Below are 22,039 nucleotides of genomic sequence, written 5' to 3'. Positions count from 1 at the left end.
ATTACATTCTCTCCCTGTATACTCTTTCCTCATACATCATTAACTTTTTATCCATTTCAACAATAACTTTATACAATTGAAATGCCTGTAAGATTTGCAGTTGAATTTCAAAAGGAGCATTTTGTTCTTTTAACCATTGAAATACTTTCGTTTCATCTTTCATTGATTATTCCTCCCTTTATCCCGCTATTTGCGGGCAGTAAGACCCCCACCTCAAAATTCAGCGGAAGCAAAGAAGTTAGGTGGGGGTCGGGCTGCCCGTTAAAGCCCGCTTGGTTAAGGCTAATAATCAGTGGGTGATGAACAAAAACCCACTAATTAAAATTTCACTTTATTAAAATCTGCTACAAATATACCGTAAATGATGAAAAGCTTTTCATGTCAATAACAAAAAAGGATGCAAAGTTGCATCCTTTAATGAACTATATTTTTCTTCTGTTTCGCTTCTTTCTTTACTTCTTCCCTTTGGCATTCACTACGAAACGCACAACTTATACACTCAGAACGAAAATGACGCTCAGTATAATGCTCAGGTTGCTGTAACATTTCTTTCATTCTAGATAAATCAGCCATTCCAGTTATAATATCTTCTTGTTTCGGAATGTACTCATACTTAGTTCCTTCTATTAAATTAATAACTTCAATTTTTCCTGGAAGAACGCCGAAAGCTTTATAACTGAATACTGTCATTAGCTTCTGACAAAGAGCAAGCATTTCCTCATCCGCATCGACAACATACTTTTTAATTACAAACGACTCAGCATTCCACTCACCAACTTCAAATGTCAATGACATGTGGACACCTAACTCTTCCATATATGTTTGAAACTTCTCGTATAAAAACAATGGTGGTGTCTGACTATCATCCCTTTCAACAAACTGTAATAAGTGATCCGTTAGCTTCGCTAATACAATATAGTACTCCGTCTTCGAAGCAAACATATTAATCCTTACTTTTTTCCAATACTTTTCTATTAATATTAAAAGTACAATTTTCGTTTGTTGACCCGCAGGTAGCGTGTAATACTCGTTAATAATTTGATTCACAATCATTTGCGCTATTTGTTGCCATTCAAATGAAGAAGGTTCTCTTCTTTTTATATGACGAAAATAAAATTTATGCGGACACCGCATAAAATCATACAAATGATAATCTGTCATCGTTTTGATTGAGATTTTCTCATGCACTTGCTCTTCAGCTCCCTTCTGCCATTAAGAAAGGTGTTTTACAAATTTAGCTCCAAACTGTAAACATTTTTCTACATCTTCATCTTCTGGCGTTAATTCTACTTTTAGTCCTTCTAACACAACTGCTGCTCCGCGCTCTTGTAGCTTTTCTATTAAAATGTCAACCGCCACTCCGTATTTCGGATAAGCCGAATCACATGATCCGAATACGGCCGCTTTTTTCCCAGTTAAATCAATAGAATCCATTGCATCATAAAAATCTAAGAAATCATCAGGAAGATCACCATCTCCCCATGTGTATGCACCTAAAATAATTCCATCATACTGTTCCAATATAGAAGCTTCTGGTGAATCCATAATATCAATAACTTCAATTTCATTTTCTGTTTCACGAATTACGCCGGCAATATGGTCAGCCATTTCCTCTGTATTTCCACTCATACTTGCAAAAATCATTACTAACTTACTCAACTGAACCTCTCCCTTTACTTTGTATCTCTTTTTCTGTTTGAATGCTCTTCTTCTCATCTACATATTCAGACCGAATTACATTTCGTTGCCATTCCATATGCTGATCAACATCTTTATTTTTATCTTTTAATCCCCTCCGTAGAAGGTGAAATTTTTTTCTCATTAACATGTCGCATCCATCCTATTGATAATAATTATCAATTTCAACTATATTTAGATTAATTGACATTGATTATCAATGTCAACAACTATTTTTAAAAAAATGATTAAAATGTACAAGCTTGTCCGTTAGCTATTCATATACTATAAATGAGCATAGTTCTTTCTCAGCCCTCTCTGACGGAAAGAAATAAAAGCAACTGCGATAGAGCGCAGTTGCCTTTTTTTGTTTTTCTATGATTTTAGTAATCTTATAGTAGTCTCTAAGAATAGCTCCACTCCACAAATTAATGCTGATTCATCCACGTCAAATTTCGGATGATGATGTGGATAACAAGTATATATATTTTCATTACCTGTTCCTAATTTAATGAAACAACCGGGTGCTTTTCTTAAATATGCTGAAAAATCTTCCCCACCCATAGAAGGTTCAAGCTTAACAACACGCTCATTCCCAAACAAATGTAGTGCACTTTCTTCTACTATTTTCGTAATATATTCATCATTAATAACCGGATCATATCCATATCGATACGTATATGTATACGATCCTCCATGTGCTTCTGTAATTCCTTTCACAATTTTTTCGATTTTCCCTTCTGCTTCTATTCTTAATGTTTGATTAAAAGAACGTACAGTTCCCATTAAAGTTGCTGTACTTGGAATAATATTATCAGCCATTCCCCCATGGAACTGCGTAACTGAAACGACTCTTTGCATGAAAGCACTTGTATTTCTTGATACGATATGTTGTAAATTTGTAATAATCTGTGCTCCGATAGCAATAGGGTCAATCGTTTCTTCTGGACGTGCTGCATGTCCTCCTTTGCCTTGAATCTCAACTGTAAATACGTCTGGAGCTGCCATCATTGGCCCATACGCAATACCTATCTTTCCGCTCTCCAATCCAGACATAACATGTAAACCTATTACATAATCAACACCGTCCATAACGCCCGCCTCGACCATTTCTTGTCCACCACCAGGGTATGCTTCTTCTGCATGCTGAAAGAATAGACGAACTTCCCCTACAAACTCTTCCTTCATATTTGATAACATCTCTGCTGTACTTAATAAAATAGCTGCATGAGCATCGTGCCCACATGCATGCATCACTCCTTTATTTACAGACGTATAAGATTTCCTTGTCTCCTCTTGGATTGGTAAAGCATCTATATCAGCTCGAATCGCAATCACTTTCCCTTGCTTCACGCCTCTTTTAATTGCTAGTACACTATACTTCGTCGGTCTCGTTACTTCAAAAGAAGAAAACGAGCATAATGTATCATATATAAATTGCGAAGTTTCTTTTTCATGAAATGATAATTCCGGATACTTGTGGAAATGTCGTCTCCATTTTATAATGTTTTCTTCTGAAATAAGATCCTTCCAAACCCTCGTCATTAGAGATTCCTCCTTTTAAGAAACTTTAGGAATTCATACATTAACTATGAAAAAATGCAAACAAATATTGCATTTCTATACATTCTCTCAGGGCAATTTTATACATTCACACAATCCACTTCCTATTTACATATCAAACCCATTACAAATTCATGCTGAATGTAATATAATTGCTAAGTTAGGGATTTTCTTTTTTAGTATTTAGTGCTAATATCAGAAAAGAGCCTTTTGACTTATTTTTACCTAAAATGTGGGATTTTGTTTTTTTCACAATAATGTAGGACATGATACCTACAAAGAGCTATTATTTCATTAAGAGAGGGAAAGACATGGAAAGATTAAAAGAGATATGGTCTCGACCACTCACACAATGGGTTGCAAAGACGGTTTATTATCTTGCAATTTTATTTGCATTACTTTGGTTGTATGGATTCCATGATACAAACACAAGTACATTTATTTACAATGAATTCTAGGGTGGGAACGTTATGAAGTTATTAGAACTAATTGAAAAGTGGGCTATTGAAACGCCTGATCAAACTGCTTTTGTTTGGCGAGATGCGAAAATTACGTACAAACAATTAAAGGAAGATTCTGATGCGTTAGCACATTGGATTTCTTCTGCGTATCCAGATGATCGTTCACCAATTATGGTGTATGGCCATATGCAACCTGAAATGATTATTAACTTTTTAGGATGTGTAAAAGCTGGACATGCTTATATTCCTGTAGATTTATCTATCCCAGCTGATCGTGTACAACGTATCGCTGAAAATTCTGGTGCGAAATTACTTTTATCGGCAGCAGCAGTAACTGTAACTGATTTACCAGTTCGCATCGTAAGTGAAGACAACTTAAAAGATATTTTCTTTACTCATAAAGGGAACACTCCAAATCCTGAACATGCGGTAAAAGGTGATGAGAACTTCTACATTATTTACACATCAGGAAGCACAGGTAATCCGAAAGGGGTTCAGATTACTTATAACTGCCTTGTTAGCTTTACAAAATGGGCTGTAGAAGATTTTAACTTACAAACAGGGCAAGTATTCTTAAACCAAGCACCTTTCTCATTCGATTTATCTGTCATGGATATTTACCCATCATTAGTAACAGGTGGTACACTTTGGGCAATCGATAAAGATATGATTGCGCGTCCAAAAGACTTGTTTGCTTCTTTAGAGCAATCGGATATACAAGTATGGACTTCCACACCTTCTTTCGCTGAAATGTGTTTAATGGAAGCATCCTTCTCTGAGAGTATGCTACCGAACATGAAAACATTCTTATTCTGTGGTGAAGTATTACCAAATGAAGTAGCTAGAAAATTAATTGAGCGTTTCCCAAATGCAACAATTATGAATACGTACGGTCCAACAGAAGCTACTGTCGCTGTAACAGGTATTCACGTTACAGAAGAAGTACTTGATCAATACAAATCACTTCCAGTTGGCTATTGTAAATCAGACTGTCGCCTTCTTATTATGAAAGAAGATGGCACGATTGCACCTGATGGTGAAAAAGGTGAAATCGTAATTGTCGGTCCAAGCGTAAGCGTTGGATACTTAGGAAGCCCTGAATTAACAGAAAAAGCATTTACTATGATTGACGGTGAGCGTGCCTATAAAACAGGCGATGCTGGCTATGTAGAAAATGGTCTTCTATTCTATAATGGTCGTCTTGATTTCCAAATTAAGCTGCATGGTTATCGAATGGAATTAGAAGAAATTGAGCATCACCTTCGTGCGTGTTCTTACGTTGAGGGAGCAGTTATCGTTCCAATTAAAAAAGGTGAGAAATACGATTATTTATTAGCGGTTGTTGTTCCTGGAGAGCATTCGTTTGAAAAAGAATTCAAATTAACATCTGCAATCAAAAAAGAACTCAATGAGCGATTACCAAACTACATGATTCCACGTAAATTCATGTATCAATCTTCTATTCCAATGACACCAAATGGAAAGGTAGATCGCAAAAAATTATTGAGTGAGGTTACAGCATGACCGCATATGGATCATTTTATTTTTTCGCTATAGTGGGCATTTTATTAATACCTACTATCATAGCTGGATTAAAAGGTAAAATGTTGCGTAAATATAATGCCGTTTTAACATTAGTCATGCTTGCTATTATCTTCTCAGATAAACCAAAGCAAGCAATGATGTTAGCTGCATTTATTATTTGGCAATATGCCCTTATTAAAGGCTATTTAATTTTAAGAAAACAAAATAATAGTACATTCACATTTTGCATAGCTGTTATTTTATCGATTTTGCCTCTTATTTTGGCAAAAATCGCACCATTTGCATCGTTATTACCTGAGTTAAAACTTGTTGTTTTTCTAGGTATATCTTACGTAACATTCAGAGCAGTTCAAATGGTATTTGAAGTTCGTGATGGTTTAATTAAAGAGCTTTCTTTCTTTAACTTCTGGGAATTCGTTTTATTCTTCCCTGCAATTTCAACAGGACCTATCGATCGTTACAGAAGATTCCAAAAAGATATTCAAAAGCCACCTAGCGCTGAAGAATATCAAAATTTACTATATACAGGACTAAATCGTATTTTCCAAGGTTTCTTGTATAAATTTATTATTGCTTACTTAATAAAGCAATATTGTATGGATCCAGCATTCGCTCAACACGATACAATCTTTTCAAATATGATTTACATGTATAGCTATAGCTTATATCTATTCTTTGATTTTGCTGGTTATAGCTCTTTTGTAATTGGTGTAAGTTATATGATGGGAATTAAAACGCCAGAAAACTTTAATAAGCCATTCCTTAGTCGTAATATTAAAGACTTCTGGAACCGCTGGCACATGAGTTTATCATTCTGGTTCCGTGATTTTATTTACATGCGTTTCGTCTTTTTTGCAACGAAGAAAAAGTTAATTAAGAACCGTTACACAATTTCATATATCGGTGCATTTTTAAACTTTTTCATTATGGGAATTTGGCATATCCAAGGAAGCGCTGTTGCGCAGTATATTATTTATGGTCTATATCATGCCGCACTGTTTATTTTATTCGATATTTTCGAACGAAAAAACAAGAAGCATAAGTTTTGGCCAAACACTAAATTTACACGCATCCTTGCGATTGTAATTACGTTCCACGTTGTATGTTTCGGTTTCCTAATCTTCTCTGGACACCTTAACAGATACTTTTAATGCACCCTTCTTATTCCATTAAGAAGTTGCACATATAATATATTTCGGATATAAAGGAGATTTTAAAAATGGCAGAATTCAAAGAGCAAGTATTAGATATTTTAGAAGAAGTATGTGAAAACGATATTGTGAAAGAAAACTTAGATGTTCAATTATTTGAAGAAGGTATCCTTGATTCTTTCGCTGTAGTATCTTTATTAGTTGAATTCCAAGAGCGTTTAGATATTGAAGTTTCTATTTCTGATTTTGACCGTGACGAGTGGGCTACACCAAACATGGTTATTAAAAAGTTGGAAGAAATCCGATGAACAAAGCAAAATTTGGTCCGATGCTTTTAGCATTGGCCCTTTTTGCTGTATTCTTACTTATTCCAACGCGCTTCCTACTTCCACTTTTAAGTGATGAAAAAGTAGAACAAGCTGCTACTTCTTTAAAAGAAGAAAAAATTCAAAGTATGATTTTACAGCAAAAGATGTTAGCAAATCCAAAATATCTTCCGATGTACGGTTCATCGGAATTCGCACGTATGGATGCTTTCCATCCATCTAATTATTTTAAAGTAAAGCCTGAAGGGTTCACACCATTCCTTCTTGGACGCGGCGGAACACAAGACCTTGTACATGTGTTAAACTTCGCATCTACAATGGATCAATTGAAAGATAAGAAAATGGTATTTGTTCTTTCTCCGCAATGGTTTGTACCACAAGGTATTGATGAAACGCACTTTGCACCAAACTTTTCAAAACAACAAGGTTACCACTTCATTTTCAACAATGATTTAAAACCTGAAATGAAAAAACAAATTGCAAAGCGTTTATTAAATTTTGAGATTGTAAAAAAAGAAACTTTATTAAAAATTTCACTTGAAGGTATCGCTTATGATGATACGAAGTATAAAGTAAAAGCACTTGCTGCTAAACCTTTCGCTTATATTTACCGTAACATTTTAGATCGTAAAGATTTATTTACAGCCATGTTTAATATTAAACCGCACAAAGAAAAGCTTGACCCTTCATTAAAACAAATGAACTGGGAAGAGGCTCGTAAACATGCGGATCAAACAGGTGCAGTGGAATCTGGATCTAACGAATACGGTATTGAAGATGATTATTTCAATAGCAAAATTAAGAAAAAATTAAAACAACGTGAAGGTTACTTAAAAAATGATGCTTATGACCAATCGCCAGAATATGAAGATTTACAAATTGTACTTGATTTATTAAAACAATCTGGTGCAAAACCACTCTTCATTTCTGTTCCTGTCAAAGGTCCTTGGTACGACTACGCTGGCTTCCCAAAAGAACGCCGCGAAGCATACTATAAGAAAGTTCATGAGCAAATTGAAAAAGCTGGGTATCCAATTGCCGACTTCTCAAATCATGAATACGATAAATACTTCTTGAAAGATCATATGCACTTAGGTTGGAAAGGCTGGGTTTACATCGACGAGGCCATCCAACAATTTTATAAAGCAAACTAATGAAAAGACCGCTTGAATTACTCAAGTGGTCTTTTTGTATATATTTTGTAATTGCTCGATTGCATTCTCCGCTTCTTTCACAACTCGCTCCACTACATGCTGAGCTGATTCGATTCGTGCCAACGATGCTGCCTGTCCTGCCCAAAGTGACATATATTCTTCCTTATTTTGCTTCGCTGCCTCTTGGCGTATTTTAGAAGTTAATACGTTTTGCACTGGATACATCGGAAGCCCTTCTTCTTTTCCTTCATGTCTCTCTATAAATTCATTCCGAATACCGCGTGCATATTTCCCGGAAAACGCACGAGTTACAGTTGTGCTCGTATCTGTACTATGTAAAACCGCTTCTTTATACACATCGTGCGTAATACTCTCTTCACTTGTTAAAAAGGCTGAGCCCATTTGAACACCTTCTGCTCCTAGTGCCAATGCCGCAACAAGCCCTTGTCCGTTCATTACACCACCTGCTGCGACAATTGGGATATGCGGAACAGCCCCTACTAACTGAGGTATTAACGCAAACGTACCAATCATAGCATCTCGTTCTTTCCCAATAAACGTTCCTCTATGCCCTCCTGCTTCGCTACCTTGCCCAATAATAATATCTACTCCTAGCTCAGCAAGTACTTTCGCTTCCTTCACATGGGTAGCTGTTCCAATGACTTTTATTCCACTTCTTTTTAAATCATTTATTTCTTCTTTTTCTAACGTTTGAAATGCAAAGCTAACGACCGGTACTTTTTCATCTAATAGCACTTGTAATTGTTCCTTATAGCTTTTTGGAAGCTTTAACGTTCCTTCTACTTCTATACCTAATTCTCTATTCACTCCGCTTAGTAATACTTTCGCCTCATTTACCTTCTCTTCTTCTATTTGTATCTCTTTCGTTACAAGTAAATTAACACCGAAAGGCTTATCTGTTAGTTCTCTTATTCTATAAATCGCTTCACGAATTTGTTCTGGGCTCATATAGCCCGCTCCAAGCGTCCCTAATCCTCCGCTATTACTTACTGCTGCAACAAGTTCTGGCGTCGTAATCGCGCCTGCCATACCGGCTTGAACAACGGGATACTCAATTTTTAATATGTCTGTTACTCGACTTGTAAACATCATTTTCCCTCCTATTTCCCTTATATCTTCTTTATTTGATAAGCTTTCCCCTGCTTTTGCAAGGGTTGAACTTCATATGAAGCGAATATATTGAAAGAGAAGGAGGCTGAGCTTAATGATTTATCCAAATGCATTAAAACAAGGTGATACAGTAATGATCATTGCACCATCTGGTCCACCTACAATCGAAAATGTATTAAAAGGTGTGAATGTATTACAAAAGATGGGGTTATCCGTAATAATCGGGAAGAGCGTTTACGAGAAATATGGATTTTTAGCCGGAAGTGATCAAGTTCGGCTTGACGATATACATGAAGCATTTACAAATAATGAAGTAAAGGCCGTTTTCTGTGCACGAGGTGGTTACGGAAGTGCTCGTCTCCTCCCTCACATTCAATATGAAATCATTCGGCAAAACCCTAAAATCTTTTGGGGATATAGCGATATTACAGCTTTACATACTGCTGTTTCACGTTATGCAAAGCTTATAACATTTCATGGTCCGATGATTGAAGAACTAGGAAAAGGTATTGATTCCCTATCTTTATCCTCTTTCAATCAGCTATTTCATCCGTATTCAACCATTTTATCTGCATCAGAATGTATCGTACCTAGCTCTCACAGTACAGTTACAGGTACATTAGTTGGAGGAAATTTAGCTGTGTTAACGAGTATAATTGGCTCGCCCTACGAGATAAATACGGACAATACACTTTTATTACTTGAAGACATTGGTGAAGAACCGTACCGCATTGACCGTATGTTAAATCAGCTACTTTTATCTGGAAAGTTTAATGAATGCAAGGGCGTTATTTTCACAAGTTGTCACGACTGCACTCCTTCAAAGCCATCTCAATCATTGCAAACAATATTATATGAATATTTCGCACCATATCATATACCTGTCCTATTCGGTTTACCAATTGGACATATAAGTCCAAACATCGGTATTCCACTTGGAGCTACAGCGACAATAAACACAAATAATAAAACAGTCTCTATTTCTTCTGGTATAGCCACTCCATGTTCAAATTAAAAAGGAAAAGCGATTACGCTTTTCCTTTTACTTATAATAATTAAAAATTCGTCCAGATGCGATATCTGCAATTTCTTCTGGAATAAATGTTTTACTTATATCAGTGCCAACATTTAATACAGCTGTAGCATCTTTCTCAATGCTACCAAATAACTCTTTCCCACGTATCGTAATAAGGGGCGTTCCTTCTGGCAACACATCTTTTACAAATTCCATTTGTGTAAAGAACGGAACGATCCATCTACCTTCTCCTTGGAAATGACGCAAACGAAGTATTCCTTCTGTTGCCCCGTCCTCTGCTTCTAGTGAACCAGCAACATAAAACTCAGTAGATAAGAGCAATTCATAAAATTCCTTTTGCTTCTGTTTATCATCCCCTGCTACAACAAGTACCTCTTCTAATTTCTTTACTGAAATTTGCTCCATATGATGCCACCCCTATTTCAAAATGATTGTACTTAGATTATACGAAATATTCTTATTTTTTTCTACATAATTCGCAATTATTTTTTCAAAATAATTTTAATGCTTCTTTTGTCGTCACAATCGTAGCAAACTCTTCATGTAAATTTACAAGTGTCATATTGTGAATATCTTCTGCACTATACTCTTTACCATCTAAACCTTTACGGTTAAAAGTAGCCGTTGCATCACTCACTAAATACGTTGTAAATCCTAAATTCCCTGCCATTCGTGTCGTAGTTTCCACGCAATGATTTGTCGTTAATCCTACAACTACTACTGCATTACATTTGTCCTCTCTTAATTGCTCTTCTAAATTCGTCCCAATGAACGCGCTGTTAACGAATTTCTGAATAACCACTTCACCAGGTAGTGGTTGCACTTCTTCTTTAAAGTTTACCGTTTTCCCTCTCTCATAAAACATTGACCGAGCATCTTCTTTATTTACATGTTGAATATGAAAAACTGGTCGTTTCCTTTTCCTCCATTCTGCTAACAAAATTCTCATGTTTTCTTCAGCAAAAATATTATTTCTCTCGCCCCAATCTTGTAATTGAAATGCCTTTTGTACATCGATTATGATAAGTGCTATTTGATTTGTCATCATTTCCTCCTTAATTTGGCTGTAATTGAAATAGAAAACCAAGTTGTTGTGACGCAGTAATAAAGCAAACATAGACGCAAAGCTCTACAATTTCTTTTTCTGTCCAATATTGTTTTAATGCGTGAAACATAGTATCATCTATCGCTTTTCGGTCATGAACAAATGTATGCGCAAAAGTAACGGCTACACCAATCTCCTCTGCCTTTTGCACATCATCAGGTCTTCCCTTTGCCATACAGTACGGACATTCATTCCCATACGCTAGTGTTCTTCTCACTTGCTCCTTCAACTCTGCTGAAAGAATTCCTTTATTGTACAGTGTATCCTCTAACGTACTCCACGAATGTAATATATCCGAATTATGCCCTAATAACTTTTGAAACTTTGTATCTCCTACATTTGATAATGAAATTCTCTCCATCATTTCCCCTCCTATTTCCTTCTGTTTTATTGTAAAATAAATAACGTTCACTTTACATTTCATATGAATCTTAATTTATATTTTCCCTTTACAAAAATCATTATTTTACTGGAGGTATATTTACAAATGCAACTAGACCGTGTTGATCGAAAAATTTTAAATGAATTATATAATGATAGTCGCCTTTCTATGCGTGAATTGGCGAAACGAGTAAACTTATCTGCTCCGTCTACTGCAGAACGTGTTCGTAAACTTGAAAGTGAAGGCGTTATTCAAAAATATACAATCGATATCGACTATAAAAAAGCAGGACTAGTTTTAGATTGTATTTTAGAAATCACTTTAAAAAATGGTGATACAACACGTATGCAACAGTTTATTCAGTCTTATCCATCTGCAAGTTTTTGTTACCGAGTAACAGGAAGCTTATGCTACATTGTAAAAATTTCTGTTCCTTCACTCGTTGAACTTGAAGAATTTATCAATGATGTTTCTTCATATGCAACGACAGTTTCTCATATCGTATTATCAGAAGTATCTCTTACTCCTGATATTGAACATATCTTTCCAGAAGATTAATTTATTTTTATTCATAAAATATAAAAAAACCCCTTACAATAAGAATAAAAATAATATATTATGTATTAAAATACATAAAGTTCGAGAAAGGGGCTTCACATTGAAAATCTGGTTTTATGAAAAAACGGCACAATTAGATGACTTGCTTGGTATTTGGGATAATGTTCCAACCATCCCGCGAATTGGTGAAAAAGTGGAGATTTTAAAGACGGTCCGCACTGTTACAGATATTAAATATGTAAAGAACGGTAATAATTTTCGTGTAGAAATTATTACAAATTAAAAAGTAGCTCCTAAGAGCTACTTTTTAATTATCTATTATGTGCTTTCTTTATAACGATTTTATCTTCTTCTACTGATACTGTTACATAATCACTTTCTTCTAACCGAAGCTTATTTACAACCTCATCTGGTAACTCTATGGCCATCAATCTATCGGTTACGATCACTTGACTATACACTTCATTTTCATGTGATGGACTCTCTACTTTTTGCTCATTTATAAAACGTACTGGTGGCACGCCAACTTCGTTTACTATACGCCATTGTTTCCAAACATACGGAATTAACCATAGTAATCCAACAACTGTAAGACCGATACCAATCCATAAATTACTTTGCGCTTGTAATTCAGTAATTGAGATTGTACCACTTTCTTCTCCACCGAAAAATTGCATACTTGTTGCAATCAAATTATTTAGAGCGTGCACAGCTATATTCGTCCATATATTTTTTGTCTTTATGTATAAAAGACACATAACGACACCAAACATGAACGCACCAATAACATCAAAATGTCCTAGGCCAAAAATAATTGAAGATATAATTACAGCTTTTTTAATTCCCCATTTATGAGCCATTCGCTGTAAGAAAAATCCCCTAAAAATAACCTCTTCCATAATAGGTGCTAACACACATGCTGAAATGAAAGTAAATATCGTCATATATACGTTACTCGTATTAATAACATTTCCGTCTTCTAGCATAGTAACTAAGAAATTCGGTAACGTATGTGCTAATATGTAAAATTGAATCTGAGATATGCCAACTGAAAAAATCATCCCCATTATCGTTGCTAATACAATTAATCCCCAAGATAAACGTCCTGGCTTATCAAAAAAACTGTTAAATACAACATTATTTTTATTTGTTTTTACGTATAGCCAAAGTAACGGAAATACAAAAAATACAGTTATTTGTGAAATAACCTCCATCGTATTCTCAGAAACATTTGCTAGACCTAATGGTATCATTATAAGGAACACCCCTATAATCATCCATCCAAAAAAGCTACGTAGCCTTATACGTGAAAATGCATAGTGCATATAGAACACCCCCAAAGATAGTAAAAATAAAACTTTAATCAGTACTTTATAGGCAATCCTTTCCCTATAAATAGCAGGATAACTAAATTATAATATGAATATAGTTGAAATCCTTCCTATTTTTCTCAAATCATTTCAAACAGCATAGCTCTTAAAATACCATATCGCTGTTCTTCAAGTTGCAATCCAAGTGAAATTTATGTAATAAAAATCCCCGTTTTTACAAGCGGGGATTTCTTTTATTATAATACGTCACGTTTTTGGAATAATGCACTTGATGCTACAAGTAACACAACAAAGTATGCAGCTACAAGTAATAATGAAGTTGTAAACGTAAATTCTGTAAATGTTGGTTCCATTCCACCATTGATTAATTTATTACTATCGTAAGCTCTTAAATCCAAATGGTTGAATACTACAAACTTCGCTACACCTTTTGCAAACATTATTAATACCATGTTAATTGCACCTTGTAAGAAGAATAGGAACATCGTAATAATTAATGGTAATACAGACTTTCTAAAGACATTTGCTAGGAAAAATGCAAGTGTTGCAAAAAAGAACGGTGAAAGTAGTTGATATAAAGTGGACTTCATTACGATTCCTAACGTTAATTCTGTTTTACTACCATCCATTACAATACCGCCAATAATCATTGCAATTAGCATACCAGCTAATACGATAAATAACATTGCTAATAACACTGTAATATATTTAGAAAATAAAACTGCAAGTCTTTTTCTTGGACGGATTAACAATTGTTTAATTGTACCTTTTTGGAACTCATCAGTAAGAGTACGGGCAGCAAGTGTGATCCCAAAAATCGTTGTAAATAAAACAATTAAGCCAATCTCTGAGTTTGCATAATCTAAATATGATCCCTTAAACTCATCACCTTTTCCCCACTTCAACATTGCTAAAGTACCTAAAATTTCGAGTGCCGCAATGACACCAATTAAAATATACATACCTTTTTTCGCATGCAACTTTAAAAATTCATTTTGAATTAATTTAAACATTACGCTTTCACTCCCCCAGTAATCGCTAAGAACTCATCCTCTAACGTTTTATTTTGAACAGTAACTCCGTATACAAGCACATCAGCATGAACAAGTTTTTTTACAATTTGTGGAATGTTGTCTTTTGTTAAAGATGCTACAATTACATTCCCTTTCGCTTTACCTTTAATAATTTCATTCGCTTTCTGAACTTCATCTACTTCAAACGCTACAACGACTGCCTCATCATGCTTCACTTTTTCATGTAAGTTGTACTCTTGTACAAACTCACCTTGTTTAATAATAACGACGCGATCACACATTAATTCAATTTCACTCAATAAGTGACTTGATACGATTACAGCAATATTCTCTTCTTTCGCTAAACGTTGTAAATAATCACGAATTTGGCGAATACCAGCTGGATCTAATCCATTTGTCGGCTCATCTAAAATTAAGATTTTCGGCTGATGAAGTAATGCCTGTGCAATTCCTAAACGTTGTTTCATACCAAGTGAATATGTTTTCACCTTTTTATGAATTGCATGCTCTAATTCAACAAGCTTTACAATCTCAGCAATGCGCTCTTTACTAATTGGTTTAATAGCCATGTTCGCAAAATGCTTTAAGTTTTGCATTCCTGTCATATAATCATATAGTTCAGGATTTTCTACAATCGCTCCAATTTGCTCTAGTGCCTTTTCACGCTCCGAGCGAATACTATGTCCACAAATTGTAATATCGCCCTCTGTCATTGAAATAAGACCTGTCATCATACGGATCGTCGTCGTCTTACCGCTACCGTTCGGTCCAAGGAATCCGTATACTTCTCCTTCACGAACCTCAAATGATAAACCATGAATAATTTCCGTTCCACCAATCCTTTTTCGAACATTCTCTAACTTTACTACTACGTTTCCCAATGCTGATTCCTCCTTTAGACTTCTAGTTTTTTATCGATAATATAAGCAATTACATATATTATTAGAGCACTAACCATTACCATGAAACTTATATTAAAAATGTTAAATCCATTTTCTTGAAACATATTAATAAACAGACTCTTGCTTTCACTATGATATTCTACTTTTCGTAATACTTGGAAAGCTGGAGCTAATTTTCCTAGCAAGGTTGTCGCTAAAGTAATCGCTATATTTATTACTAGGAAAATAATAACGATTAGTATATTTTGCGCCTTTTTCTTTTTCGTAAGTAACTTTACTAGAGTAATTACCAATATGATTTGTAAAACACTAAACAAAAACTCAAATAAATCGCTTATCGTATATATTAAATTATTAATTATGCCTACTTGCATAATCTCTTTTGCTTCTACATATACAGAAGTCGTAGGAAAAGCTAATACATAACTTACGTAGAAAAGAATTCCACATATCCCATACCATATAGCCATTGCGATAAATGAGAAAATAAGCATAGAAATTACATATTGTTTCCCAGATATTGCTGTAAGTCGTAACATTGGATTAGTTAGTAAGCGTGAATATGATTTCATTGTTTGTATAAACATATAAACAATATAAAAGAAAAATATAATCATAATGATTCCAAATATACCCTCTTGTCTACTGATAGCCGCATCACTTTTTCTTACAATCATTTGTGAAAATAACACAGCTTCAATTAGCACAAAGAATAAGAAAGTAACAATATATCTTTTCTTATTTACATTCCATAAATAGGAAAGTACTGACTTCACTTACTAAACACCTCCTTAAACAATTCATGAACTGCTTTTCCTCTCTGAAAACGAATTTCTTCTACATTTTCATATAGAACCATTTCTCCATCTTTTAAAAAGATCACTTCATCAAAAATATTTTCAATTTCATTTATTAAGTGAGTGGAAATTAATATCGTACAATCTTCCCTATAGAACTGTAGAATTAGATCCAATACATGTTCTCTAGAAAGAGGATCTATCCCGCCCAATGGCTCATCCAGTACATATAGCTTCGCTTTTCGAGAAAACGTTAAAATAATCTGCAGCTTCTCAACCATACCTTTTGACAATGCTGTAATTTTTTCTTCTAGCGGTATTTTAAATTCCGCTATCGTATCTACCGCTTTTTGAATATCGAAGTCTTTATAAAAATCCCGGTAGAAAAATAAAGCGTCTTTTACAGTCATCCAATCATCAAAGATTGGCTTATCGGACATAAATGAAACGATTTCTTTCGTCTGTAATCCTACCTTTTTACCGTCTATTGTGATACTGCCTTCAGAAGGGTGTTGCAAGCCTGCAATCATTTTCAATAACGTCGTTTTCCCGCTCCCGTTATCTCCAACAAGCCCAACGATTTTCCCTTCCGTAATCTCTATGTTTAATTCACGGATCACTGCTTTTAATCCGTATCTCTTCCATAAGTTTTCTATTTTTAATAGCTCTGTCATTGGCTCTCCTCCCTCTTATCATGCAATGAAGAACGAAGAATTGTAAGAATTTCTTCTTCTGAAAAACCTAAATTGTCCATTCCATCTATAAAAGAATGAAGTAATTCTTTCGCCATCTCTTTTCGCAGCTCCATTATTTTCTCCCCTTCATTCGTTACATACCGTCCCATTCCTCTACGTGTTACAACAACTTCATCCCGTTCTAGCTCTTGAAATGTACGCTGAATCGTATTTGGATTCACTTGTAATTCACTCGCTAATTCACGGACAGAGGGAATTTTATCACCAGGCAATAACTGTCCTGTTACGATCTCTTTTTTTATGTATTCCATTACCTGAATGTAAATTGGTATATTTGGAGAAAACTCTATTTTCATTTCTTCCCTCCTTTTGTATTGGTGTACTAGTTAAATAATACACTGATACAAAAAGTTTGTAAATACCCATTTAATTACAAAAAGTTCTATCCGTTAACCGAATAGAACTTCCCAAACATAAATCGCTATATAGAAATAATAGTGTTATGTAAACAAAATTATAAAGAAAAGCTGTCTTATCAATGAATAAGACAGCTTTTCTTTATAATCCTATATTAAAAGTTAAACACGAAGTCATCGTCAGCTAACTTTTCAACGTTCGTTGCTTTTACGTAACCATTTCCTTTTACAGAGAAGAAATCATGGTTTTTCGTATCTGTACGTAAACCATTTAAAACGATTGGGTTAATTTCTTCTTCTTCAAACTTCGGCTCAAGTCCTAAGTTCATAAGCCCTTTATTCGCATTGTAACGAACGAAACGATTTACATCTTCTACAAGACCGATAGAAGTGTAAATTTCTTCTGTATAGGCCATTTCAATTTCATATAGTTCCATTAATAACTCTTGTGTTTCTTTTTGCACTTCTTGTTGCTCTTCTGCAGAAAGTTCTGCGAAGATTTGTTGTGCTAAAATACCGACGAATACGCCGTGAATTGACTCATCACGAATTATCAAGTTAATAATCTCACCACTTGCTGTTAGTTTTCCTTGACCAGCTAAGTAAAGCGGATAGAAGAATCCACTATAGAATAAATAACTTTCTAAGAACACACTTGCTACCATTGCCATATATAGCTCTTTTTTCGTTACCTCAGGCTTTAACAAACGACGATAGTAACCAGTAATAATACCGGCCTTTTTCTCAAGTAATGGATGATTGTCTACCCAGTCAAAAATATCATCAATTTCTTCTTCAGTAGCTAACGTTGTAAAGATATGACTGTAACTCTTCGCATGTACTTCTTCCATAGCTCCCATGAAAGCTAATACACTTTTAGCTTGTAAATTTTCAAGATGAACAAGTACAAGTGGCATTCCTTCGCCACCTTGTTTCGTATCTAAAAGTGTTAAACCACCTAATACACGCTTATAAGCAATTTGCTCTTCTTTCGATAATTGCACCCAAGTATTTTTGTCAGACGAAACCGCAATTTCTTCTTCTGTCCAAAACTGAGCGATGTTTTGCTTCCAAAACATTAAACTAAAATCATCTTCTTTTTTGTTCCAGTTTACCGCACGCATTAAATCGCCCCTTCTCTAAATATGATAACTAAGCATGAGCAGGGTTCAGAAAACCCTGCTCATCATGTCTCACTTTTTATATTAAACGGTACAAGCCACACACTCTTCCACGCTTAATTTACGTGTTCTCGTATAATACAGACTCTTTAAGCCTTTTTTATGTGCATAGATGTAGTAACGTGCTAATTCACGTGTTGAAATATCACTATTAACGTAAAGAATTGTACTAATTCCTTGATCAATATGTTCTTGAATTTCTGCGATTAAATCAATTAATTTAAACTGATTCATATCGTAAGAAGATTTATAGTACCAGAACGTATCTTTTGATAAATACGGCATTGGATAATATGTTGTCGCGTTCGCATATGTTCTTGATTCGATTTGACTTACGATCGGCATTACGCTTGAAGTTGCATTTTGAACGTAACTGATTGATTGTGTTGGAGCAATGGCAAGACGATATGAGTTGTATAAACCATTCTTTTGCACTTGCTCTTTTAAACTTGTCCAATCTTCTTTTGTCGGAATATGAATTCCTTCAAATAGTTGCTGAACTTTTTCAGTTACTGGGCTGTAATCTGTCGTTTCATACTTTTCGAAGTATGTGCCATTCGCATAATCAGATTTATCGAAGTCTTTAAATGTCTCGCCTTTTTCTGTAGCGATTTCCATACTTTTCTCAATAGAATAGTAATTTAACATCATAAAGAATGTACGAGCGAATTCTTTCGCTTCTGCACTTTCATAAGCGATTTTATTTTTTGCTAAATATCCGTGTAAGTTCATTGCTCCAAGTCCAACTGAATGAAGCTCGTCATTTGCTTTTTTCACAGTTGGTGCATTCGGAATAATCGTCATATCAGAAACAGCTGTTAAAGCTTCCATTCCCGCATGAACTGCTTCACGAATTTCTTTATTTTCCATTACGTTTACGATATTTAACGATCCTAAGTTACAGTTAATATCACGACGGATAATGTCATCTGTACCGTAATCATTTATTTCTGAAGTTTCTTGAAGCTGGAAGATTTCTGTACATAAGTTCGACATCTTCACAGTTCCAATATCCTTCAATGGATGTTGATTATTTGCATTTGATTTAAACATTAAGTATGGGTAACCAGACTCAAGCTGAATCATAGCGATTTTAATAAGCATATCACGTGCACTAATATCTAGTGGCTTCTTCTTCACTTTCGGATTGCTCATTAATTCATCGTACATTTCATCAATGTCAATATCATCTAAATGCTTGCCATATTCTTTATAAACCGTATAAGGCGCGAAAACATGGAAAGGTTCGTTTTTCTCAGCAAGCTCAAAGAACTTACTTGGAACGATAATTCCGATTGATAGAGACTGAATACGGCTCTTCTCATCGGCATTTATTTTTTTTGTATCAAGGAATTCAATAATATCCCAATGGAAAATGTTTAAATATACTGCGCCGGCACCTTTTCGTTGGCCAAGCTGATTCGCATATGAAAACGAATCTTCAAGCAATTTCATAACAGGCACTACACCACTTGCAGCGTTGTCGATACCTTTAATTTGCTCACCACGTGCGCGTAGCTTAGATAAGTTTAAGGCTACTCCCCCGCCGATTTTCGATAATTGCATCGCAGTATTAATGTTAAAGCCAATTGAATTTAAGCTATCGTCCATCTCTAACAAGAAACAAGACACCATTTCTCCTCTTCTGCTTCTTCCCGCATTTAAAAAGGTTGGTGTCGCTGGTTGGTAGTTTTGTTTTACAATCATGCTTGCGAATTGTTTTGCCTTCGAAACATCACCGCGTCCTAAGTATAATGACACAATTGCTACACGATCTTCATAGCTTTCTAAGTATTGTTTTTGATCATTCGTTTTTAACGCATAATCTTTGTAGAACTTAGATGCTGCCATATAAGATTGGAACTCGAAGTTTTCACCATAAGCGATGTTATATACTCCCTCTACTTCCTCCAAGCTATACTCGTCCAGAACGTTGTAATAGTAATCATGTTCTTTCATATACTCCATTCGCTCTGCCACGCTATTAAAAGGAACGGTATTCTCTCTAGCTTCTTCCATAAAGACTTCTAATGCCTCTTTATCTTTATGAAGCTGATAAAAACCGTCCTGCATTTGCGTGATTTCATTATTCAGTTCAATGTGTCGCAATCTCCCGCACCCTTTCCTTAAAATATTCTACATCGTTATTTGTTCCAGATAACTCAAATTTTGATACAATAGGCACTTCATATTTAGTAGAAATCTTGTCAGCACTTGCACCGAACATGTCTCCCCAGTTACGATTGCCGCTTGCAGATACGCCTTTTAATTTTTCATTATTGCGCTCTAAAAAGTCTAAAACACGTTCTGGTACATTGCCAAAACCTGTTGTATACGTAATAAGAATAAAGTCTTCATCTATTACTAGATCTTCATCAATTTGAACGGCCGGCATATTTAATTTGTGAATGAAACGCTTCACGTTTCCTGTCATAGAATCATATGCAACTAACATTTCCGACCCTCCCTCTCAAATCTATATTCTCTATATGTTGTTCTTGATTTCTCTATATATTGTATTACGTTTCAAAATAAGACACAAGATATATGTATAAATTCTTTCTTTTTTTAACTTTTACTTTTCGACATGATAGCCGTTTTTTTTCAATACAATGACTATGAAACAACATTCTAAAACTCATGTCAATAAAGTGCTTTTCAAAAAAGTTGTCAACGAATTTAATCTTATTTTTAAAAAAGTTAACAATATATTTTGTCATAAAACGGTAGATGCTGAAGAAATATATTTCTCCAGCATCACGCAAAAAAGAACAGATATGAAACTATAATCTGCTCTAAAAAACGATTACATTTATCAAATTTACCTTATTAAATATATTATACATATACTTTCGTTTTTCGTTACATACTAAAAGATAACTATTATAGAAAAAGATTATTATTATGGAACTTCAATTTATTTATGAAAAGTTTATTCAGAGTGCTCAATACGCAAAATATCTTTTACAAATATGTGATGTGGATTTTCATCTTTATCAAGCATTGTACATACAGGAGCCTCTTCATCAAAGTATACAATCATTCCTTCTACGTACTGATATGTATGTTGAACTTGTACAGTTACTTTAATTTCTATCGCTTCTTCATATGCTCTTTTTATTTTCTGAAGCATTTTTGCTGAACATTTTCGTTTCTCTGGATACATAACCATTCCCATAAATCTATTGCCGGCTCTATCTTTCCACATATAATCCCAATGTGGTAAAATGCCTTGTTTAAAATCGCCCATAATTCCCCTCTCCTTTATCTTTTATTTATCCCGCATTAAACGTTCGATTGGTGTCGGCTACTAATCAGTGAGGGATGCCCTGCTGATCAAAATTCCCCTTTATGAACGTGGCGTTTCTGAATATGTATAAATCACTTGCCCGCCTCGTTGTGCGTTACCAATGAAATGCTTAAAGTCTTCTCTATTTACAACAACTTCTCTGAACGTATAAAATACATCTTTCGTAACAACATACTCCGTTATTTCACCATTTTTCAGCTGATCTAAAATTGTATTTGCTAATTCTTTATCCATGTATTTCACCTCTCTGCAATATTTTATTTTATCGTATATTCTATAGGTCA

General features: G+C 34.8%; 28 protein-coding genes. 8 read left to right on the top strand and 20 right to left on the bottom strand.

Annotated features, from left to right (window positions below):
• Position 1 precedes the first annotated feature (1 nt).
• The 5 genes from DOS87_RS07105 to DOS87_RS07085 form a co-directional block, all read right to left on the bottom strand.
• The gene (locus DOS87_RS07105) at positions 2-163 is read right to left on the bottom strand and encodes a hypothetical protein (RefSeq protein ID WP_000651086.1); all 162 of its coding nucleotides are present in this window, start codon (positions 161-163) and stop codon (positions 2-4) included.
• Positions 164-414: 251 nt separating this feature from the next.
• Positions 415-1,188, bottom strand: a complete 774-nt coding sequence (locus DOS87_RS07100) for a hypothetical protein (protein ID WP_000544580.1) — start codon at positions 1,186-1,188, stop codon at positions 415-417.
• Between the two features lie 24 nt (positions 1,189-1,212).
• On the bottom strand, positions 1,213-1,659 hold the full coding sequence (locus DOS87_RS07095) for a flavodoxin (RefSeq protein WP_000041154.1): 447 nt from the start codon (positions 1,657-1,659) through the stop codon (positions 1,213-1,215).
• Positions 1,652-1,828, bottom strand: coding sequence for a hypothetical protein (locus DOS87_RS07090; protein ID WP_000929009.1), 177 nt, complete (start codon positions 1,826-1,828; stop codon positions 1,652-1,654). The genes DOS87_RS07095 and DOS87_RS07090 overlap by 8 nt, the downstream gene beginning before the upstream one ends.
• 224 nt (positions 1,829-2,052) lie before the next feature.
• Positions 2,053-3,222 (bottom strand): amidohydrolase, encoded by a 1,170-nt coding sequence (locus tag DOS87_RS07085; protein ID WP_017762937.1) that lies wholly within the window; start codon positions 3,220-3,222, stop codon positions 2,053-2,055.
• Between the two features lie 329 nt (positions 3,223-3,551).
• Here DOS87_RS07085 and DOS87_RS07080 point away from each other — a divergent pair, with 329 nt between their 5' ends.
• The 5 genes from DOS87_RS07080 (at position 3,552) to dltD (ending at position 7,877) form a co-directional block, all read left to right on the top strand.
• Positions 3,552-3,698, top strand: a complete 147-nt coding sequence (locus DOS87_RS07080; RefSeq protein WP_000440293.1) for a teichoic acid D-Ala incorporation-associated protein DltX — start codon at positions 3,552-3,554, stop codon at positions 3,696-3,698.
• A gap of 12 nt (positions 3,699-3,710) precedes the next feature.
• Positions 3,711-5,225, top strand: coding sequence for a D-alanine--poly(phosphoribitol) ligase subunit DltA (gene dltA, locus DOS87_RS07075; RefSeq protein ID WP_000770497.1), 1,515 nt, complete (start codon positions 3,711-3,713; stop codon positions 5,223-5,225).
• Positions 5,222-6,397, top strand: a complete 1,176-nt coding sequence (dltB, locus tag DOS87_RS07070) for a D-alanyl-lipoteichoic acid biosynthesis protein DltB (RefSeq protein WP_000127955.1) — start codon at positions 5,222-5,224, stop codon at positions 6,395-6,397. The genes dltA and dltB overlap by 4 nt, the downstream gene beginning before the upstream one ends.
• A 68-nt stretch (positions 6,398-6,465) precedes the next feature.
• Entirely contained in the window at positions 6,466-6,705 is a 240-nt protein-coding gene (gene dltC, locus DOS87_RS07065) for a D-alanine--poly(phosphoribitol) ligase subunit DltC (RefSeq protein WP_000807310.1), read from the top strand.
• Positions 6,702-7,877: a D-alanyl-lipoteichoic acid biosynthesis protein DltD gene (gene dltD, locus DOS87_RS07060; RefSeq protein ID WP_001030287.1), complete on the top strand. Its 1,176-nt coding sequence runs from the start codon at positions 6,702-6,704 to the stop codon at positions 7,875-7,877. Before dltC ends, dltD begins: the two co-directional genes overlap by 4 nt.
• A gap of 21 nt (positions 7,878-7,898) precedes the next feature.
• Here the strand turns inward: dltD and DOS87_RS07055 are convergent, their stop codons facing one another.
• Positions 7,899-8,987: an NAD(P)H-dependent flavin oxidoreductase gene (locus DOS87_RS07055; protein ID WP_000495283.1), complete on the bottom strand. Its 1,089-nt coding sequence runs from the start codon at positions 8,985-8,987 to the stop codon at positions 7,899-7,901.
• Between the two features lie 115 nt (positions 8,988-9,102).
• On the opposite strand from DOS87_RS07055, the gene DOS87_RS07050 reads away from it, so the two are divergent.
• Positions 9,103-10,023 (top strand): S66 peptidase family protein, encoded by a 921-nt coding sequence (locus tag DOS87_RS07050; protein ID WP_016077944.1) that lies wholly within the window; start codon positions 9,103-9,105, stop codon positions 10,021-10,023.
• Between the two features lie 27 nt (positions 10,024-10,050).
• Here the strand turns inward: DOS87_RS07050 and DOS87_RS07045 are convergent, their stop codons facing one another.
• The 3 genes from DOS87_RS07045 to DOS87_RS07035 all read right to left on the bottom strand — a co-directional run bounded on the left by DOS87_RS07045 (position 10,051) and on the right by DOS87_RS07035 (position 11,513).
• Positions 10,051-10,449 (bottom strand): SseB family protein, encoded by a 399-nt coding sequence (locus DOS87_RS07045; RefSeq protein WP_000435265.1) that lies wholly within the window; start codon positions 10,447-10,449, stop codon positions 10,051-10,053.
• Between the two features lie 85 nt (positions 10,450-10,534).
• Positions 10,535-11,089, bottom strand: a complete 555-nt coding sequence (locus DOS87_RS07040) for a cysteine hydrolase family protein (protein ID WP_016077945.1) — start codon at positions 11,087-11,089, stop codon at positions 10,535-10,537.
• A 10-nt stretch (positions 11,090-11,099) separates the two neighbouring features.
• Positions 11,100-11,513 carry a carboxymuconolactone decarboxylase family protein gene (locus DOS87_RS07035; RefSeq protein WP_074789356.1) on the bottom strand — a complete coding sequence of 138 codons (414 nt, stop codon included), beginning with the start codon at positions 11,511-11,513 and terminating at the stop codon, positions 11,100-11,102.
• Positions 11,514-11,636: 123 nt separating this feature from the next.
• Here DOS87_RS07035 and DOS87_RS07030 point away from each other — a divergent pair, with 123 nt between their 5' ends.
• Entirely contained in the window at positions 11,637-12,089 is a 453-nt protein-coding gene (locus tag DOS87_RS07030) for an Lrp/AsnC family transcriptional regulator (protein WP_001175498.1), read from the top strand.
• 100 nt (positions 12,090-12,189) lie between these two features.
• Positions 12,190-12,372, top strand: coding sequence for a DUF3913 family protein (locus DOS87_RS07025; RefSeq protein WP_000707107.1), 183 nt, complete (start codon positions 12,190-12,192; stop codon positions 12,370-12,372).
• Positions 12,373-12,400: 28 nt separating this feature from the next.
• On the opposite strand, the gene DOS87_RS07020 is transcribed toward DOS87_RS07025, so the two are convergent.
• The 11 genes from DOS87_RS07020 to DOS87_RS06970 all read right to left on the bottom strand — a co-directional run bounded on the left by DOS87_RS07020 (position 12,401) and on the right by DOS87_RS06970 (position 21,989).
• The gene (locus tag DOS87_RS07020; RefSeq protein ID WP_074789358.1) at positions 12,401-13,414 is read right to left on the bottom strand and encodes a CPBP family intramembrane glutamic endopeptidase; all 1,014 of its coding nucleotides are present in this window, start codon (positions 13,412-13,414) and stop codon (positions 12,401-12,403) included.
• Between the two features lie 242 nt (positions 13,415-13,656).
• Positions 13,657-14,433 (bottom strand): ABC transporter permease, encoded by a 777-nt coding sequence (locus tag DOS87_RS07015; RefSeq protein WP_000475427.1) that lies wholly within the window; start codon positions 14,431-14,433, stop codon positions 13,657-13,659.
• Positions 14,433-15,335 carry an ABC transporter ATP-binding protein gene (locus tag DOS87_RS07010; RefSeq protein WP_098578001.1) on the bottom strand — a complete coding sequence of 301 codons (903 nt, stop codon included), beginning with the start codon at positions 15,333-15,335 and terminating at the stop codon, positions 14,433-14,435. The genes DOS87_RS07015 and DOS87_RS07010 overlap by 1 nt, the downstream gene beginning before the upstream one ends.
• A gap of 14 nt (positions 15,336-15,349) precedes the next feature.
• Entirely contained in the window at positions 15,350-16,132 is a 783-nt protein-coding gene (locus tag DOS87_RS07005; protein ID WP_097891273.1) for an ABC transporter permease, read from the bottom strand.
• Positions 16,129-16,827, bottom strand: coding sequence for an ABC transporter ATP-binding protein (locus DOS87_RS07000; protein ID WP_000137741.1), 699 nt, complete (start codon positions 16,825-16,827; stop codon positions 16,129-16,131). Before DOS87_RS07000 ends, DOS87_RS07005 begins: the two co-directional genes overlap by 4 nt.
• Positions 16,824-17,204, bottom strand: a complete 381-nt coding sequence (locus tag DOS87_RS06995) for a GntR family transcriptional regulator (protein WP_098578000.1) — start codon at positions 17,202-17,204, stop codon at positions 16,824-16,826. Before DOS87_RS06995 ends, DOS87_RS07000 begins: the two co-directional genes overlap by 4 nt.
• A gap of 215 nt (positions 17,205-17,419) precedes the next feature.
• Positions 17,420-18,388 carry a class 1b ribonucleoside-diphosphate reductase subunit beta gene (gene nrdF, locus DOS87_RS06990; RefSeq protein WP_001203025.1) on the bottom strand — a complete coding sequence of 323 codons (969 nt, stop codon included), beginning with the start codon at positions 18,386-18,388 and terminating at the stop codon, positions 17,420-17,422.
• 81 nt (positions 18,389-18,469) lie between these two features.
• Positions 18,470-20,554 (bottom strand): class 1b ribonucleoside-diphosphate reductase subunit alpha, encoded by a 2,085-nt coding sequence (gene nrdE, locus DOS87_RS06985; RefSeq protein ID WP_001215843.1) that lies wholly within the window; start codon positions 20,552-20,554, stop codon positions 18,470-18,472.
• Positions 20,541-20,900 (bottom strand): class Ib ribonucleoside-diphosphate reductase assembly flavoprotein NrdI, encoded by a 360-nt coding sequence (nrdI, locus tag DOS87_RS06980; RefSeq protein WP_000959447.1) that lies wholly within the window; start codon positions 20,898-20,900, stop codon positions 20,541-20,543. The genes nrdE and nrdI overlap by 14 nt, the downstream gene beginning before the upstream one ends.
• A 477-nt stretch (positions 20,901-21,377) precedes the next feature.
• A complete protein-coding gene (locus tag DOS87_RS06975; RefSeq protein WP_000502199.1) occupies positions 21,378-21,695 on the bottom strand; it encodes a hypothetical protein in 318 nt (105 codons plus the stop codon).
• Positions 21,696-21,794: 99 nt separating this feature from the next.
• Positions 21,795-21,989 (bottom strand): hypothetical protein, encoded by a 195-nt coding sequence (locus DOS87_RS06970; protein ID WP_000356686.1) that lies wholly within the window; start codon positions 21,987-21,989, stop codon positions 21,795-21,797.
• Positions 21,990-22,039 lie beyond the last annotated feature (50 nt).

The organism is Bacillus sp. CR71, assembly GCF_003429245.1.
GTDB classification, from domain to species: domain Bacteria; phylum Bacillota; class Bacilli; order Bacillales; family Bacillaceae_G; genus Bacillus_A; species Bacillus_A thuringiensis_S.
This window is presented reverse-complemented; position numbering and strand designations above follow the sequence as displayed.

Coding starts and splice junctions, on each gene's coding strand:
- DOS87_RS07040 (WP_016077945.1), bottom strand. CDS start 11,089: ATGACAAATCAAATAGCACTTATCATAATCGATGTACAAAAGGCATTT.
- DOS87_RS07090 (WP_000929009.1), bottom strand. CDS start 1,828: ATGTTAATGAGAAAAAAATTTCACCTTCTACGGAGGGGATTAAAAGAT.
- DOS87_RS07000 (WP_000137741.1), bottom strand. CDS start 16,827: ATGACAGAGCTATTAAAAATAGAAAACTTATGGAAGAGATACGGATTA.
- dltD (WP_001030287.1), top strand. CDS start 6,702: ATGAACAAAGCAAAATTTGGTCCGATGCTTTTAGCATTGGCCCTTTTT.
- nrdF (WP_001203025.1), bottom strand. CDS start 18,388: ATGCGTGCGGTAAACTGGAACAAAAAAGAAGATGATTTTAGTTTAATG.
- DOS87_RS06970 (WP_000356686.1), bottom strand. CDS start 21,989: ATGGATAAAGAATTAGCAAATACAATTTTAGATCAGCTGAAAAATGGT.
- DOS87_RS07030 (WP_001175498.1), top strand. CDS start 11,637: ATGCAACTAGACCGTGTTGATCGAAAAATTTTAAATGAATTATATAAT.
- DOS87_RS06995 (WP_098578000.1), bottom strand. CDS start 17,204: ATGAAAATAGAGTTTTCTCCAAATATACCAATTTACATTCAGGTAATG.
- dltB (WP_000127955.1), top strand. CDS start 5,222: ATGACCGCATATGGATCATTTTATTTTTTCGCTATAGTGGGCATTTTA.
- DOS87_RS07045 (WP_000435265.1), bottom strand. CDS start 10,449: ATGGAGCAAATTTCAGTAAAGAAATTAGAAGAGGTACTTGTTGTAGCA.
- DOS87_RS07015 (WP_000475427.1), bottom strand. CDS start 14,433: ATGTTTAAATTAATTCAAAATGAATTTTTAAAGTTGCATGCGAAAAAA.
- dltA (WP_000770497.1), top strand. CDS start 3,711: ATGAAGTTATTAGAACTAATTGAAAAGTGGGCTATTGAAACGCCTGAT.
- DOS87_RS06975 (WP_000502199.1), bottom strand. CDS start 21,695: ATGGGCGATTTTAAACAAGGCATTTTACCACATTGGGATTATATGTGG.
- DOS87_RS07105 (WP_000651086.1), bottom strand. CDS start 163: ATGAAAGATGAAACGAAAGTATTTCAATGGTTAAAAGAACAAAATGCT.
- DOS87_RS07035 (WP_074789356.1), bottom strand. CDS start 11,513: ATGATGGAGAGAATTTCATTATCAAATGTAGGAGATACAAAGTTTCAA.
- DOS87_RS07055 (WP_000495283.1), bottom strand. CDS start 8,987: ATGTTTACAAGTCGAGTAACAGACATATTAAAAATTGAGTATCCCGTT.
- DOS87_RS07020 (WP_074789358.1), bottom strand. CDS start 13,414: ATGCACTATGCATTTTCACGTATAAGGCTACGTAGCTTTTTTGGATGG.
- DOS87_RS07080 (WP_000440293.1), top strand. CDS start 3,552: ATGGAAAGATTAAAAGAGATATGGTCTCGACCACTCACACAATGGGTT.
- DOS87_RS07050 (WP_016077944.1), top strand. CDS start 9,103: ATGATTTATCCAAATGCATTAAAACAAGGTGATACAGTAATGATCATT.
- nrdI (WP_000959447.1), bottom strand. CDS start 20,900: ATGTTAGTTGCATATGATTCTATGACAGGAAACGTGAAGCGTTTCATT.
- dltC (WP_000807310.1), top strand. CDS start 6,466: ATGGCAGAATTCAAAGAGCAAGTATTAGATATTTTAGAAGAAGTATGT.
- DOS87_RS07085 (WP_017762937.1), bottom strand. CDS start 3,222: ATGACGAGGGTTTGGAAGGATCTTATTTCAGAAGAAAACATTATAAAA.